Genomic DNA, 13,514 nt, shown 5'->3' with positions numbered 1-13,514 from the left:
ACGGGAACTAAATGCTAAGCAATTATATATTCTACTATGCAAGTTGACACGCTTATTAACGCTCGCTGGATTATACCTGTAGAACCGCATGAAGTAATCCTGGAACATCAGGCACTCGTCATTCATGAAGGCAATATACTGGATATATTGCCACAACAACAGGCACAGGAAAAATACCAAGCTGCTCAGCTTGAAAATCTGGATTCACATGCCCTTATTCCAGGCTTTATCAATGCCCATACGCATATCGCCATGACCTTATTCAGAGGAATTGCCGATGATTTACCGCTGATGGACTGGCTAGAAAAGCATATCTGGCCTTTAGAACAAAAATGGGTAAATGATACCTTTGTTCGCACTGGTACTGACCTGGCGATTGCTGAAATGCTGCGCGGGGGAACCACCTGCTTTAACGATATGTATTTTTTTCCTGAGGTTACAGCTCACCAGGCTATCCAGCATGGGATACGTGCGAATATCGGGCTGATCATGATCGACTTCCCTACTGCCTGGGCAGACGGCCCTGAACAATATATGCAAAAGGGCCTGGCTTTGCATGACGAACTGCGTCATGAGCCTTTACTGCGCACCCCATTTGCGCCTCATGCACCCTATACAGTTTCCGATGAACCTTTGCGCCAGATCAGTACCCTTGCAGATGAATTAAATCTACCGATTCATATGCATGTGCATGAGACTAAATTTGAAGTCAGTCAAGGCGAACGCCCCTTAAAACGCTTGCATACTCTAGGCCTGATTAACCCAGCATTTATTGCCGTGCATATGACCCAGTTAACTACGGGTGAAATCAATAAATTTGCACAAGCAGGTGCGCATATCGTGCACTGCCCTGAATCCAATCTAAAACTTGCCAGTGGCTTTTGTCCGGTACAAAAATGCCTGGAAGCAGGAATTAATGTAGCATTAGGTACCGATGGCGCAGCGTCTAATAATGATCTGGATATGCTTAGTGAAATGCGTACTGCCGCATTATTAGCCAAGGGGGTTGCCGATGATGCCAGCGCAGTATCAGCTGCCACTGCATTGCGCATGGCAACCTTAAATGGTGCAAAAGCATTGGGAATAGATGGTATTACTGGCTCGTTGACCATCGGTAAGGCTGCTGATATTTGCGCCCTAAGCCTGGCTGAAATTGAAACCCAGCCACTCTACAATGCCACAACGCAAATAGTTTATTCTGCGTCTCGGGATCAGGTCAGTGATGTCTGGGTTGCGGGAAAACGGCTCTTAAAAAACAATCAGTTAACCACATTAAACCTGCAGGACTTACAAAGTGAAATTGCACTTTGGCAGCAGAAGTTATCATCACCACTTTGATAAAACCACCGGCTTCATCTGTTTTTCACACAGCAGGAAACGTTTATGCTTAAAAATGCTCTCATTTGCTTATTATGGCTACTGCCCAATATAGCTTTTGCTACTAGCGGTAGTTGTAGCAACACTCAATTAGCGGATTATCTTATGCATGAAGATAAAAGCATTGTCAGTTTTACAATGGTCAACAGTCAATTTTCCAGAGAGATCTGAACGAAGTGGCAACATCGGTCAGTGTGGAAATGTTTGCTTTAGCATTGAATGCATTTCAGCAAGGAATCAGTTCGGCTGATACGGTTTGTAAAAGCCAAAATACCTATCAGTCTGATTTTAGTTGAGCCTAATAAACGCGGCGTGTTTATCCAGGGTGCTTTCAGGGGAAATCTGGGTATTATCGGCATTGCCCTGGTATTCAACGCTTACGGGACAGAAATTCTGGCGGTAGCCAGTCTGTATATGGCTCTTATTGCTATGATAGATAACCCTTTATCGATTTTAATTTTAAAGCCTAAAGGACATATACCGTATCAATCCATCCTCACCAATCCCATTATTATTGCCGTTTTTTTAGGCCTAGTATTTTCAGCATTACAAGTCCCTCTACCAACATTTATCAGCCAGTCAGGTCAATATCTGGCGCAAATGACACTACCACTTGCACTGATATGCATTGGTGGCAGCCTATACTGGGAAAACTTTCAGGGCCACTCTAAAGATGTGATCTGGGCGACATTATGCAAATTATTAATGATGCCATTACTGGGAACTGGCCTGGCGATTTACCTGGGATTTCAGGGGCAGGAATTAGGCCTTATTTATCTGGTGCTATCATCGCCTACCGCAGTTTCCAGTTATATTATGGCTAAAAAACTGACTGACCACGGCACTATAGCCGCTGAAATCATCGCACTCTCGACCGGTAGTAGTATCCTGGTCATCACCCTGGGATTAATGCTGCTACAAAATACAGGCTATTTATAATATGCGAATTGCGCTGTCATTTATTTTTATAGTATTGCTTTGGGCGACTACTCCTCTCGCCATTAAATGGAGCGCTGATGGCTCCAGCTTTATTTTCGGGGTCACTGCACGCATGTGCATAGGCATGGTCTGTCTGATCTTTATGCTATTACTTATGCGCCAGCGCCTGGTCTGGCATAGTAAGGCCAAACAAACTTATTTTGCCATCGCGGTGCAGATATATGGCGCAATGATGGCCGTTTACTGGTCAGCCCAGTTTATTCCTTCGGGCTGGATTTCCGTGATCTTTGGTCTGACACCTTTTATTACCGCTGTCCTCTCTGCTCTATGGCTAGGGGAGCGCAGCTTATCCTGGGATAAATTACTGGCATATACCTTAGGGCTGACCGGACTCGCCATCATGTTTCATTCCGCCTTGCATATAAGCTACACCACTGCCCTGGGCGTACTTGGCGTATTACTCTCCACTTTTCTACAGTCTTTCAGTGCTGTCTGGGTCAAGCTTATTCATGCACAATTACCCGCGATTACCCAGGTCACTGGCGGGATGTTATTTGCCCTTCCCTTTTATATCGCTAGCTGGTGGTTTATTGACGGCACGCTTCCTGCCACCCTACCCGTTAATGCTGCCCTCTCTATTTTATATTTAGGCCTGATCGCCACACCGATCGGCTTTGCGCTGTATTACTATATTCTGACTCACCTTCCAGCTACCAGTGTTGCTCTAATCACCCTGGTATCACCCGTTTTAGCGCTGTTATTAGGTCATTATTTAAATAAAGAAGCTCTAACGCTGGAGATTGTAACTGGTACCGGGCTGATCTTATGTGCTCTGGTTATGCAGAGCTTTGCTGGTCAAATGAAACGGCTTAGAGGTTAAATAATTCATTATGTTATTTTCACAAAAAAAACTATCACTCCCTACGGCTGAAGAGGCATTACCCGGCCGTGACACTGCAATCTGTATACCGAAAAAACATTTTGTAACAGCCAAGCCTATTGCTCCTCCCCTGCCTGAAAATATTCAGCATACTATTTTTGCTCTGGGTTGTTTCTGGGGAGCAGAGCGACTTTTCTGGCAACAGCAAGGCATCTTCAGTACAGCGGGTTGGTTATGCCGGTGGGTTCACGCCTAACCCAACATATAAAGAGCTCTGTACTGGCTTAACCGGACATACCGAAGTAGTTAAAGTAATGTTTGATCCGGTAAAAATCAGCTATCAGAATTTACTCGCACTTTTCTGGCAAGCACATGACCCTACTCAAGGCATGCGCCAGGGTAATGATATCGGCACCCAGTATCGTTCGGCCATCTACGCAACCAGTGCCGACAGGCGCGCCATGCTACCTCACAACATTCTGGGACTTCTGTCACCAACATTCATTCGCCTACGCAGCGAATGGGAGATGCCCTGGTCGCCCTGCGTCCGTCTCAACTACGCACAAAACCCTGCTCCGTTAAGACTACCTCAAATGGCTGGACGGCTATTCGGAATGCAATTCTTGCCTCCCTCGAGCGCTACTAGCGCACTTCGGATCAGCGAATTGCCCTGTCGCCTACCAGGGACTAAAAATCATCACTCCGCTTAGGCTCCGTTTCCCTGATTTTAAGCGGCAGCTTGATGCAGCGCTACAATCAAAACAGCATTATCAGCAGCGGCTCACAGCAGCGGGGCTTGGCTTAATCAGTACCGAAATCATATCTACCCCGGTTTTTTATTATGCAGAAAATGAGCATCAGCAATATCTGGCCAAAAATCCAGCCGGTTATTGTGGGCTGGGTGGTGTAGGTGTCTCATTTAGATAAGCCTGGAAAATTCCTTAAATGCAAGATTATGATTTTAGCAACGATTATTGATAGGGTATAATTCGCACCTTACTTAATCATCACATGATTCGAGGGAGCTTAATGAGTATCAAACTTTCTGACCGACTTAGCGCAGTTAAACCATCACCCACCCTGGCAATTACCGCACGAGCAGCGGAAATGCGCGCTGCGGGTAAAGATATTATTGGCCTGGGTGCTGGCGAGCCTGACTTTGATACTCCAGAGCATATTAAAGCTGCTGCTATCACCGCGATTAATAATGGCTTTACCAAATATACTGCGGTGGATGGTACTCCTAGCCTAAAACAGGCGGTTATCGATAAATTTAAAAAAGATAATGGCTTTGACTATACGCTAAAGCAAATTCTGGTTTCTTCCGGCGGTAAGCAGAGCTTCTATAATCTTGCCCAGGCCCTATTAAACAAGGGTGACGAAGTAATTATCCCCGCGCCTTACTGGGTTTCCTATCCTGATATTGCATTGCTTGCAGATGCCATTCCGGTGATTATCAAAACCACCCAGGCACAAAACTTCAAGATAAACCCCGCGCAATTACGCGCCGCCATGACCGACAAAACTCGCTTATTTGTCATTAATAGTCCGTCCAATCCGACTGGCGTTGCCTATTCTTTAGACGAGCTCAAAGCACTCGCGGATGTTTTACTGGATTTTCCGAATGTGATCGTGGCAACCGATGATATGTACGAGCATATCCTCTGGAAAAAAGACAGCTTTGTAAATATCCTCAATGCCTGCCCTGAACTCTATGATCGTACTATGGTACTGAATGGCGCGTCTAAAGCCTATTCGATGACTGGTTGGCGTATTGGTTATGCTGCAGGCCCTGAAGCGATTATTGCAGGTATGCGCAAAGTGCAGTCACAAAGCACATCCAACCCTACCTCTATTTCACAGGTAGCTGCCGAAGAGGCTTTGAAGGGCGATCAAAGCTGTATTGAGACTATGTTGGTAGAATTCAAGAAGCGTCACGACTACGTGGTGGATGAACTCAATAAAATGCCTGGATTTGAGTGTATCAAATCCGATGGGACTTTTTATGTTTTCCCTAATGTTGAAGCAGTATACTCTCGACTAGAGGGGGTTAATAATGACCTGGATATGGCCGAGTATTTTATCGAAAAGGCTGGCGTGGCTTTAGTGCCTGGCTCTGCGTTTGGTTGCCCGGGACATATCAGAATTTCCATTGCCACCAGTATGGAGAATTTACAGACTGCTTTGCAAAGGATTAAGCAAGCTATTGCTTAAGATAGAACTGCACAAGCTGTTGCCGGGTTACGTTTTTTATTGCGGTGCAATTAAGAATCTGAAGTTTCCCAATTATTGAGTAGCTGAAATACACAATGCTGGTGTATCGAGGTTTATTTTAGGTGGTTTTGCCATGTTTATAGCAAACCCCTACTTAATTCCCCTTAGGCAATAGCATTTGAAACGTTGGGGAGTCGCTATTTTTGCGAAAGCTTGTTTTGGGCATCCCAGCCCAAGCAAGCAGCAAAAACTTAACGCGACCACTTATGCCTCCGGCGGCCCCGATTCGTCCTCGTCACCTCGTCCCGACCCAACAAGGGGTCGGAACATAGGCTCCAAATGACTTGACGCCGTGTCGGATGGCCTTTTATTTTGTCTCCACCTTCGCTAACGCTCAGACTCCGACAAAACAACGGCCCTACGGCTATCGCGGACTAAAAATCTTCACTTCGCTAAAGCTCCGTTTCCAGGATTTTCAGCGAATGAAAAGACTGTTTTTTTTCATATAGTTGTAGCATAGTTTCAATTTTACCATAAATAATTATTGGGAAACTTCAGTTAAGAATCTAACCCGGCTTACATTATTTTAGAAATTCACACTGCCCTGCACCCAGATTTTCTGCGTATTTTTTTCTACACCCGCATTCACCGCAGTAGCACTATCATCAGCATCATAAAACGCATACTTTGCCAATAAATGATAATGCTTTCCAAAGCTCTTACTCACCAGAAAATCATATTCATTACCATACTCGCCATGCCCGTTTGAATCAGTAAAGTGATGATAGGCAAACATTAATTTAACCCCATAGAAACTTTTATCGATAGTGCCCTGAATATCTCGAACACCGGTTTCTGGCGTTACCAGAAACTTATCTGCCCAACCTTGAAAAATATGGTTCGTACCGAGAGGTGTCTGAAAGGCGTAGCGACCATTACCATCTAACTGCTCCATTCCTGACTTGATGGTCACACCATAATAGCTTGCCCCAAGCATGATATTGTATCTATCTAAAGCATAATTACCCGGGTTATTCTTGTAATCAGACTGATTGCTGTACCCCACATCATAGGATAACTGAATATCATGTTTTAACCTGGGCGCGCCGTGTATGCGCACCCCATAAGTTTGCGTCGAATTAGCCCCATCAGCATAATCAGCCAGCCAATAGCCATATCCGGTCAGGGTACTAAAACGACCAAATTTATAGCTAAAATTCAGTAATGGCATAGTAATAGGCCTATCAGTAGAGATAACTGTTCTTACCTGACCTATATAGATAAGATTTAAGGTGAGATTTTCTATCGACTGATTCTGAATCAGCACCGAATCAAAGGTTCGCTCCATTTGTCGCCAACCGGTATTACCAATAAAGCGCTGATTATCTAGCGCAATTCTTTGCCGTCCCCCTTTTATTAAGGTATCAGGGTTGCCTTTATAACTTAGCCAAAACTGATTGAGCTCCTGCTCTTGCGGATCAGCGACTACTTCATGGTTAGTCTGGCCATTACGCAGGCTATTGTATTCTTCCTGCATCGCCAGATTACCTTCATATTCAGCATAAACCTGTATACCATAGAACTCAGGCGTGAGATAACCGAATTGCAAACGCAAGGTGTTGGCATTTGCTGTTTTTATCGGTAGATCATCGGTAATATGGACATTTTCATAGCGATAGCGCAGGTCAAATTTAAGCTGACCGTACTCGCCCTGCCGACCAAACATCAGAGCATTTTCTAGCGTTTCATTGGTATTCGTAGCCTGAGCAGCCATTGGCATCAATAAAGCGATTGCGCCAAGACTAGCAGTTTTTAAGATATTCAACTTTATATCATGGAAGTTTTTATAAACTTCTGAGTCGACAATAAAAAAACGCCCCATCATGTCATAAGAAAAAATACTGTTACTCTAGTTTTACTAGTCACTCGAACCTTTCCCCACTAAGCTATCGTCAATTTTAATTTCCAGGGTAATCCGTCTATTCAGGGCACGCTCCAGGCTAGTCAGTTCATCAACAACTAGCGGGTCATCACCGCCTAGGCCTCTGGATGTTAAGCGCTGACTATCAACACCACTATTAATTAAAGTACTCACGTATTACTCTGGCTCTTTGCTCGGAAAGTAGCTGATTAAGCTCTTGGTCGCCTTGAGAATCTGAATGCCCTAGCACCAGTATCGAAGTGTATTTATATTCTTGTAAAATAGGCGTAATTTTATCCAGGATATTATGGACATTCCAGTTCATCCGCGCCGAATTAATACCAAACGCAATATTTCCTGGAATGTTTACAATCAACGTTTCACCCTCTATTTTTGACTCAACACCTTTATCCAGTAATTTACTGCGGAGCAATGCATGCTGCTCTATTAAATATTGCTTCCTGTCTATTGCTGCCAAGGGGCCAAAAGCAACTTCACCTGGTGCTAAAGACGACTTTGGGCCTGGATCATCATCACGTGAAAATGTCTGACATGCAGCAGGCGCGCCATGCTACCTCACGAAATTCCGGGACTCCTGTCGCCATAATTCGTTCACCTACGCAGCGGATGGGAGATGCCCTGAACGCCCTGCGTCCGCAACGACTACGCACAAAAGCCGCTTCGTCATTACTACCTCACTGGCTGGACGGCTATTCAGAATGCAATTCTTGCTCCTCTCGCGTGCTGCTAGCACACGTCGAATCAGCGAATTGCCCTGTCGCCTATCAGGGACTAAAAATCACCACTTCGCTAAGCTCCGTTTCCATGATTTTCAGCGTCAGTAAACAGCCCAGAATAAATGCAATTATTAATCGTTTCATATTTATATACACCGTAGAGATGGAATGACAATGATAGCAAACTCCTTATCTCTGCGCATGCTCTGATCGCCGTTTATAGTAAAATTTTCTGTTTTACTATAAAGCCGCAGCTTTACTTATTTTCCTGTCCGCAATCGCCCGTCTATGCCGGAATAATATACACATACAAATCATAATCTTATAAACAATCTTTTGCTAGCCAACAAGATGCCGCCAAGATACAAGAAAAAGCTAACTTGTCTTAATTATATTGTATAATGCTTTTTTCGATGCTACATACAACGTATTAATAGCTTACTCAAAACAACTCTTTAGGAGAGCCCTAAAATGTCAGTAGAAAACGTTCTAAAAATGATCCAGGAAAACGATGTCAAGTTTGTTGACTTTCGTTTTTGTGATACTCGCGGTAAAGAGCAACATGTTACCTTCCCTGCGCACAGCATCGATGAAGATACCTTTGAAGAAGGTAATATGTTTGATGGCTCTTCAGTTGCAGGCTGGAAAGGTATTAATGAATCTGACATGATTTTAATGCCTGACCCTGCAACAGCAAAAATTGATCCTTTCTTTGATGACAACACTTTAATCATCCGTTGCGACATCATTGAACCAAGCGACATGCAAGGTTACGAACGTGACCCACGCTCAATTGCCAGACGCGCTGAAGCTTATATGCAATCAACAGGCATCGCTGACGCTGCATTTTTTGGTCCTGAAAATGAATTTTTCGTATTTGACGATGTACGCTGGAATAGCGATATGGGTAGCTGCGGCTACAAAATTGATTCAGAAGAAGCAGGCTGGAACTCAGAAAAGGCCTACGAAGATGGAAACATCGGTCACCGTCCTGGCGTAAAAGGCGGTTACTTTCCGGTACCTCCAGTTGATTCTTTACAGGACATGCGTTCTGCCATGTGTCTGGTACTAGAAGAAATGGGTCAGACCACTGAAGTTCATCACCACGAAGTTGCCACAGCTGGACAGTGTGAAATCGGCTCTAAATTTAATACACTAGTTACTAAAGCGGATGAAGTACTAGAACTGAAATATGTGGTAGCCAATATTGCCCATGCCTATGGCAAGACTGCTACATTTATGCCTAAGCCCTTAGTTGGTGATAATGGTAACGGCATGCATGTTCACCAGTCTTTGTTTAAAGATGGTAACAATTTATTCTCTGGCGACTTATACGGTGGTTTATCTGAAACGGCTTTATTTTACATTGGCGGCATCATTAAACACGCTAAAGCACTAAACGCTTTTGCTAATGCGTCAACTAACAGTTACAAGCGTTTAGTCCCAGGTTTTGAAGCACCTGTAATGCTTGCTTATTCTGCGCGTAATCGTTCAGCCTCTATCCGCATCCCATTTGTAAACAACCCTAAAGGTCGTCGTATCGAGCTACGTTTTGGTGATTCTACAGCTAACCCTTATCTTTGCTTCGCTGCAATGTTAATGGCTGGCCTAGACGGCATTCAAAACAAAATCCACCCTGGCGATGCAATGGATAAAGATCTATACGACTTGCCACCAGAAGAAGAAAAATTGATTCCACAAGTGGCATTCTCTTTTGATGAAGCATTAAAGGCATTGGATGAAGATCGTGAATTCTTAACACGCGGTGGTGTCTTTACTGATGATGTGATTGATGGTTATATTGATTTAAAAATGGAAGAAGTGACTCGCCTACGTATGAGCACTCACCCTGTTGAGTTCGATATGTACTATAGCTTGTAAAAAAGCTTAGGTAACGCGCAATAAATAATCCACCCATATTGCACAGGACTTTTGCTTGTCTTCAAGGCGTAGAAATAGGCGCATATAGGCTACGCAACTATTTCAGCAACGCAGAAGACTAGTAAGGGGGTGGATGTTGCGAGTTGCCTTAACACTACTGCCTGACAGTAGTGGTTAAAACTAAAAGGGTAACTGCCTATGCAGTTACCCTTTTTTTTGCATAAAATTCAATGCACCATTACAGTGCGAGTTTTGATATTATTATGCACATGATTAGCGCATAATAGGGAACCCAATAATTTCTCAGCCGTATCATTAATATTCTTAGTTGGTCTATATCTTGCTTCTAACATACAAGCTACCGCTGAAAATCAGGGAAACGTAGCCTAAGCGAAGTGATGATTTTTAGTCCGCGATAGCCGTAGGGCCGTTGTTTTGTCGGAGTCTGAGCGTTAGCGAAGGTGGAGACAAAATAAAAGGCCATTCGACACGGCGTCAAGTCATTTGGAGCCTATGTTCCGACCCCTTGTTGGGTCGGGACGAGGTGACGAGGACGAATCGGGGCCGCCGGAGGCATAAGTGGTCGCGTTAAGTTTTTGCTGCTTGCTTGGGCTGGGATGCCCAAAACAAGCAGCAAAAATAGCGACTCCCCGATTCCTTCAGATCATCATAGTGCATAAAAAAATTCTCGACAATATTAGCCAGGCTATTCTATTATTTAATAGCGAGCTAAAGCTTATTTATATAAATACCGCAGGTGAAGTGTTATTTGACGATAGCGCAAAACACCTGCTGGGTAAATCTGCGCAAGACATTTTTGGCAGCAATACTAAGCTTATTGATGACTTATTACAGTGTCTAGCGCGCAACGAGGTTTTTTTTGATCGTGAACTTGCACTGGAATTATTCCACAAAAAAATGATCATTAGCTTTAGCGTTACCCCCATTTTGGAAAACCCGCAACAAGTAGAGCTACTGATAGAATTACAGCAGCTAGATCAACACATACGCATCTCTAAAGAAGAACAACTTATTGCCCAGGAGCATATCTCGCGTATGCTAATGCGCGGTTTTGCTCATGAAATTAAAAACCCGCTGGGAGGATTACGCGGCGCCGCCCAATTACTGGAGCTGGAACTACAGACAGATGACTTAAAAGAATACACCCAGATTATTATCGAAGAAGCTGACCGCATGAAGGCGTTGATAGATAAAATGCTGGGGCCAAATAAGCTGCCTATTAAAGTCACCCTGAATATACACGAAGCGCTAGAGCGGGTAAGACAACTGGTTCAGGCTGAGCTTAGCGATAGAATTATTATTAAACGTGATTATGACCCCAGTATTCCAGAGCTTAAAGCGGATAAAAACCAGTTGATTCAAGCCTTTTTAAATATACTCCGCAATGCCAGCCAGGCAATTGTGGATACTGGCGAAATTACGCTACGCACACGCATTTACCGGCAAATGACTATAGCAGGAAAGCGCCACAGATTAGTCACGCGTATTGATGTTATCGACAACGGCAGCGGCATACAACCAGAGATCCTGGATCAGATTTTTTATCCTATGATCACGGGACGAAGCAACGGTACGGGACTTGGGTTACCTATCTCGCAATCAATTATTAACCAATATAACGGTATTATCGAGTGCAGCAGTAACGCTGAAAACACCGTTTTTTCGATTTATTTACCCGTAGGAAATGTAAATGACTAAAACTTGCCAGGTCTGGATTTGCGATGATGATAAATCTATTCGCTGGGTTATTGATAAAGCACTTACTAAAAGCGGGAGTATAACCCGCAGCTTTGCATCCGCACAAGAACTACTGAAAGCACTGGAAAGTGATACCCCTGATGTGCTGTTATCTGATATTCGTATGCCGGGCATGGATGGCTTGCAATTACTCAAAAAACTGCAAAGCACACACCCCCAGCTCCCTGTGATTATTATGACCGCTCATTCTGACCTGGAAAGTGCGGTTGCAGCGTTTCATGGCGGGGCATTTGAGTACCTACCCAAGCCATTCGACATTAAGGAAATGCTCGCTGTCGTACAACGCGCCTGTCTACACAATCAACAGCAGGGAAAAAACAAGCTCGGCCCAGGCAAAGATTATCCCGAAACACCTGAGATCATAGGTGCAGCCCCAGCCATGCAAGAGGTATTTCGTGCAATCGGCCGCCTGGCACGCTCACATATTACCGTGTTGATTAATGGCCAGTCTGGCACCGGAAAAGAACTGGTAGCAAAAGCCCTGCACCGACACAGCCCACGAGCGAAGCAGCCGTTTATCGCTCTGAATATGGCAGCCATCCCTAAAGATTTAATGGAGTCAGAATTATTTGGCCATGAAAAAGGGGCATTTACTGGAGCAAATTCCCGTCGCGCTGGACGCTTTGAACAGGCAGATAATGGCACTTTATTTCTTGATGAAATAGGCGATATGCCCGCCGAGTTACAGACCCGCTTATTGCGGGTTCTGGCTGACAATGAGTTTTATCCGGTTGGCGCACACACATCTATCAGAGTCAATGTCCGCATTATCGCTGCCACACATCAAAACCTGGAGGCACTGGTTAAGCAAGGCGTATTCAGGGAAGACTTATTCCATCGTTTGAATGTCATACGCATTAATATACCACCACTCAGCGAACGCACCCAGGATATACCGGTTTTAATGCAGTATTTTCTAGCCGCTGCTGCGCAAGAACTAGATACTGAAGTAAAGCTATTAACACCTGAAGCCGAGGCCTACTTATGTACATTAGCCTGGCCTGGCAATGTCCGTCAACTAGAGAATATTTGCCGCTGGATTACGGTTATGGCGTCAGGAAGAGAAATTCATCTGGCCGACCTGCCCCCCGAATTGTTACCTGATTACAACACCAGTGACACCCCTGCAGATACTGCTGATACAGAAAACAACTGGGAATTATGCTTAAAAAAATCCATCCAGGAAAGAATTCAACAAGGCCAACATGATATAGCCAAGAAAATTATCCCTTTAACCGAAGCGATTCTAATTAAGTCTGCTTTAGAACACACTCAGGGGCACCGACATGAAGCTGCAAATTTACTGGGTTACGGACGTAATACGTTAACCAGGAAAATTAAAGAATTAGCTATTGAATAAGATTGAGCCCAGAAAATTGCTAGAAGATGGAATAATGAGTCTCGCTGTGCTATACGGCAGAACCATTCTGTATATAACAGACCATACAAATCAATATGATAATAATTAGTTCTGTGCAGACCCTCTTATTTCAAGAGTATAAATAACCCTGAGATTTCAGGCGCGCCATGCTACCTCACGAAATTCCGGGACTCCTGTCGCCATAATTCGTTCACCTACGCAGCGGATGGGAGATGTCCTGAACGCCCTGCGTCCGCAACGACTACGCACAAAATCCGCTTAGTCATTACTACCTCACTGGCTGGACGGCTATTCGGAATGCAAATTCTTGCTCCTCTCGCGTGCTGCTAGCACACGTCGAATCAGCGAATTGCCCTGTCGCCTATCAGGGACTAAAAATCACCACTTCGCTAAGCTCCGTTTCCA

18 protein-coding genes and 2 pseudogenes are annotated in these 13,514 nt (G+C 44.4%); 14 read left to right on the top strand and 6 right to left on the bottom strand.

The annotated features are described in order from the left end of the window. The first annotated feature begins 36 nt into the window (after positions 1-36). The 10 genes and pseudogenes from K6984_RS00630 to K6984_RS00595 all read left to right on the top strand — a co-directional run bounded on the left by K6984_RS00630 (position 37) and on the right by K6984_RS00595 (position 5,919). The gene (locus tag K6984_RS00630; protein WP_221893708.1) at positions 37-1,338 is read left to right on the top strand and encodes a TRZ/ATZ family hydrolase; all 1,302 of its coding nucleotides are present in this window, start codon (positions 37-39) and stop codon (positions 1,336-1,338) included. Between the two features lie 45 nt (positions 1,339-1,383). Further along, the gene (locus K6984_RS00625; protein WP_221893707.1) at positions 1,384-1,548 is read left to right on the top strand and encodes a hypothetical protein; all 165 of its coding nucleotides are present in this window, start codon (positions 1,384-1,386) and stop codon (positions 1,546-1,548) included. Between the two features lie 48 nt (positions 1,549-1,596). After that, positions 1,597-2,316 (top strand): AEC family transporter, encoded by a 720-nt coding sequence (locus K6984_RS00620; RefSeq protein WP_221893706.1) that lies wholly within the window; start codon positions 1,597-1,599, stop codon positions 2,314-2,316. Position 2,317: 1 nt separating this feature from the next. Beyond that, the gene (locus tag K6984_RS00615) at positions 2,318-3,196 is read left to right on the top strand and encodes a DMT family transporter (protein WP_221893705.1); all 879 of its coding nucleotides are present in this window, start codon (positions 2,318-2,320) and stop codon (positions 3,194-3,196) included. 10 nt (positions 3,197-3,206) lie between these two features. After that, a pseudogene (gene msrA / locus K6984_RS30340) lies at positions 3,207-3,642 on the top strand (peptide-methionine (S)-S-oxide reductase MsrA); the annotation flags it as partial. A gap of 74 nt (positions 3,643-3,716) precedes the next feature. Then, entirely contained in the window at positions 3,717-3,842 is a 126-nt protein-coding gene (locus K6984_RS32060) for a hypothetical protein (protein WP_263458612.1), read from the top strand. Then, positions 3,838-4,123, top strand: a pseudogene (locus K6984_RS30335) (peptide-methionine (S)-S-oxide reductase); the annotation flags it as partial. The gene K6984_RS32060 and the pseudogene K6984_RS30335, both read left to right, overlap by 5 nt. A gap of 102 nt (positions 4,124-4,225) precedes the next feature. Beyond that, a complete protein-coding gene (locus tag K6984_RS00600; RefSeq protein ID WP_221893704.1) occupies positions 4,226-5,410 on the top strand; it encodes a pyridoxal phosphate-dependent aminotransferase in 1,185 nt (394 codons plus the stop codon). A gap of 203 nt (positions 5,411-5,613) precedes the next feature. Continuing rightward, complete coding sequence (locus K6984_RS32055; protein WP_263458596.1) at positions 5,614-5,742, top strand: hypothetical protein; 129 nt, start codon at positions 5,614-5,616, stop codon at positions 5,740-5,742. Positions 5,743-5,769: 27 nt separating this feature from the next. After that, positions 5,770-5,919: a hypothetical protein gene (locus K6984_RS00595; protein WP_221893703.1), complete on the top strand. Its 150-nt coding sequence runs from the start codon at positions 5,770-5,772 to the stop codon at positions 5,917-5,919. A 77-nt stretch (positions 5,920-5,996) separates the two neighbouring features. Here K6984_RS00595 and K6984_RS00590 read toward each other — a convergent pair whose 3' ends face one another. From K6984_RS00590 to K6984_RS00575, 4 genes are read right to left on the bottom strand one after another with little or no spacing between them, the layout of a single operon-like run. Beyond that, entirely contained in the window at positions 5,997-7,295 is a 1,299-nt protein-coding gene (locus K6984_RS00590; protein ID WP_230987789.1) for an alginate export family protein, read from the bottom strand. A gap of 33 nt (positions 7,296-7,328) precedes the next feature. Further along, positions 7,329-7,505, bottom strand: coding sequence for an OmpA family protein (locus K6984_RS00585; RefSeq protein WP_221893702.1), 177 nt, complete (start codon positions 7,503-7,505; stop codon positions 7,329-7,331). Next, positions 7,489-7,809: an OmpA family protein gene (locus K6984_RS00580; RefSeq protein ID WP_221893701.1), complete on the bottom strand. Its 321-nt coding sequence runs from the start codon at positions 7,807-7,809 to the stop codon at positions 7,489-7,491. Before K6984_RS00580 ends, K6984_RS00585 begins: the two co-directional genes overlap by 17 nt. Before the next feature lie 55 nt (positions 7,810-7,864). After that, positions 7,865-8,002: a hypothetical protein gene (locus K6984_RS00575; protein ID WP_221893700.1), complete on the bottom strand. Its 138-nt coding sequence runs from the start codon at positions 8,000-8,002 to the stop codon at positions 7,865-7,867. Here K6984_RS00575 and K6984_RS00570 point away from each other — a divergent pair. Both K6984_RS00570 and glnA read left to right on the top strand, forming a co-directional pair. After that, entirely contained in the window at positions 7,959-8,240 is a 282-nt protein-coding gene (locus tag K6984_RS00570) for a hypothetical protein (RefSeq protein WP_221893699.1), read from the top strand. The two genes, K6984_RS00575 and K6984_RS00570, sit on opposite strands and share 44 nt — an antisense overlap. A gap of 299 nt (positions 8,241-8,539) precedes the next feature. Beyond that, a complete protein-coding gene (glnA, locus tag K6984_RS00565) occupies positions 8,540-9,949 on the top strand; it encodes a glutamate--ammonia ligase (RefSeq protein WP_221893698.1) in 1,410 nt (469 codons plus the stop codon). 358 nt (positions 9,950-10,307) lie between these two features. On the opposite strand, the gene K6984_RS32050 is transcribed toward glnA, so the two are convergent. Together K6984_RS32050 and K6984_RS32045 are read right to left on the bottom strand one after the other, a co-directional pair. Further along, positions 10,308-10,433: a hypothetical protein gene (locus K6984_RS32050; protein WP_263458605.1), complete on the bottom strand. Its 126-nt coding sequence runs from the start codon at positions 10,431-10,433 to the stop codon at positions 10,308-10,310. A 27-nt stretch (positions 10,434-10,460) separates the two neighbouring features. After that, positions 10,461-10,586 (bottom strand): hypothetical protein, encoded by a 126-nt coding sequence (locus tag K6984_RS32045; RefSeq protein ID WP_263458604.1) that lies wholly within the window; start codon positions 10,584-10,586, stop codon positions 10,461-10,463. Between the two features lie 35 nt (positions 10,587-10,621). Between K6984_RS32045 and glnL the strand changes: the two genes are divergently transcribed. Continuing rightward, positions 10,622-11,668 carry a nitrogen regulation protein NR(II) gene (gene glnL / locus K6984_RS00560; RefSeq protein ID WP_221893697.1) on the top strand — a complete coding sequence of 349 codons (1,047 nt, stop codon included), beginning with the start codon at positions 10,622-10,624 and terminating at the stop codon, positions 11,666-11,668. Continuing rightward, complete coding sequence (ntrC, locus tag K6984_RS00555) at positions 11,661-13,088, top strand: nitrogen regulation protein NR(I) (RefSeq protein WP_221893696.1); 1,428 nt, start codon at positions 11,661-11,663, stop codon at positions 13,086-13,088. Before glnL ends, ntrC begins: the two co-directional genes overlap by 8 nt. The last annotated feature ends 426 nt before the right edge of the window (positions 13,089-13,514 follow it).

Source organism: Bathymodiolus japonicus methanotrophic gill symbiont (genome assembly GCF_019721995.1).
In the GTDB taxonomy this organism is placed as follows: domain Bacteria; phylum Pseudomonadota; class Gammaproteobacteria; order Methylococcales; family Methylomonadaceae; genus Methyloprofundus.
This window is presented reverse-complemented; position numbering and strand designations above follow the sequence as displayed.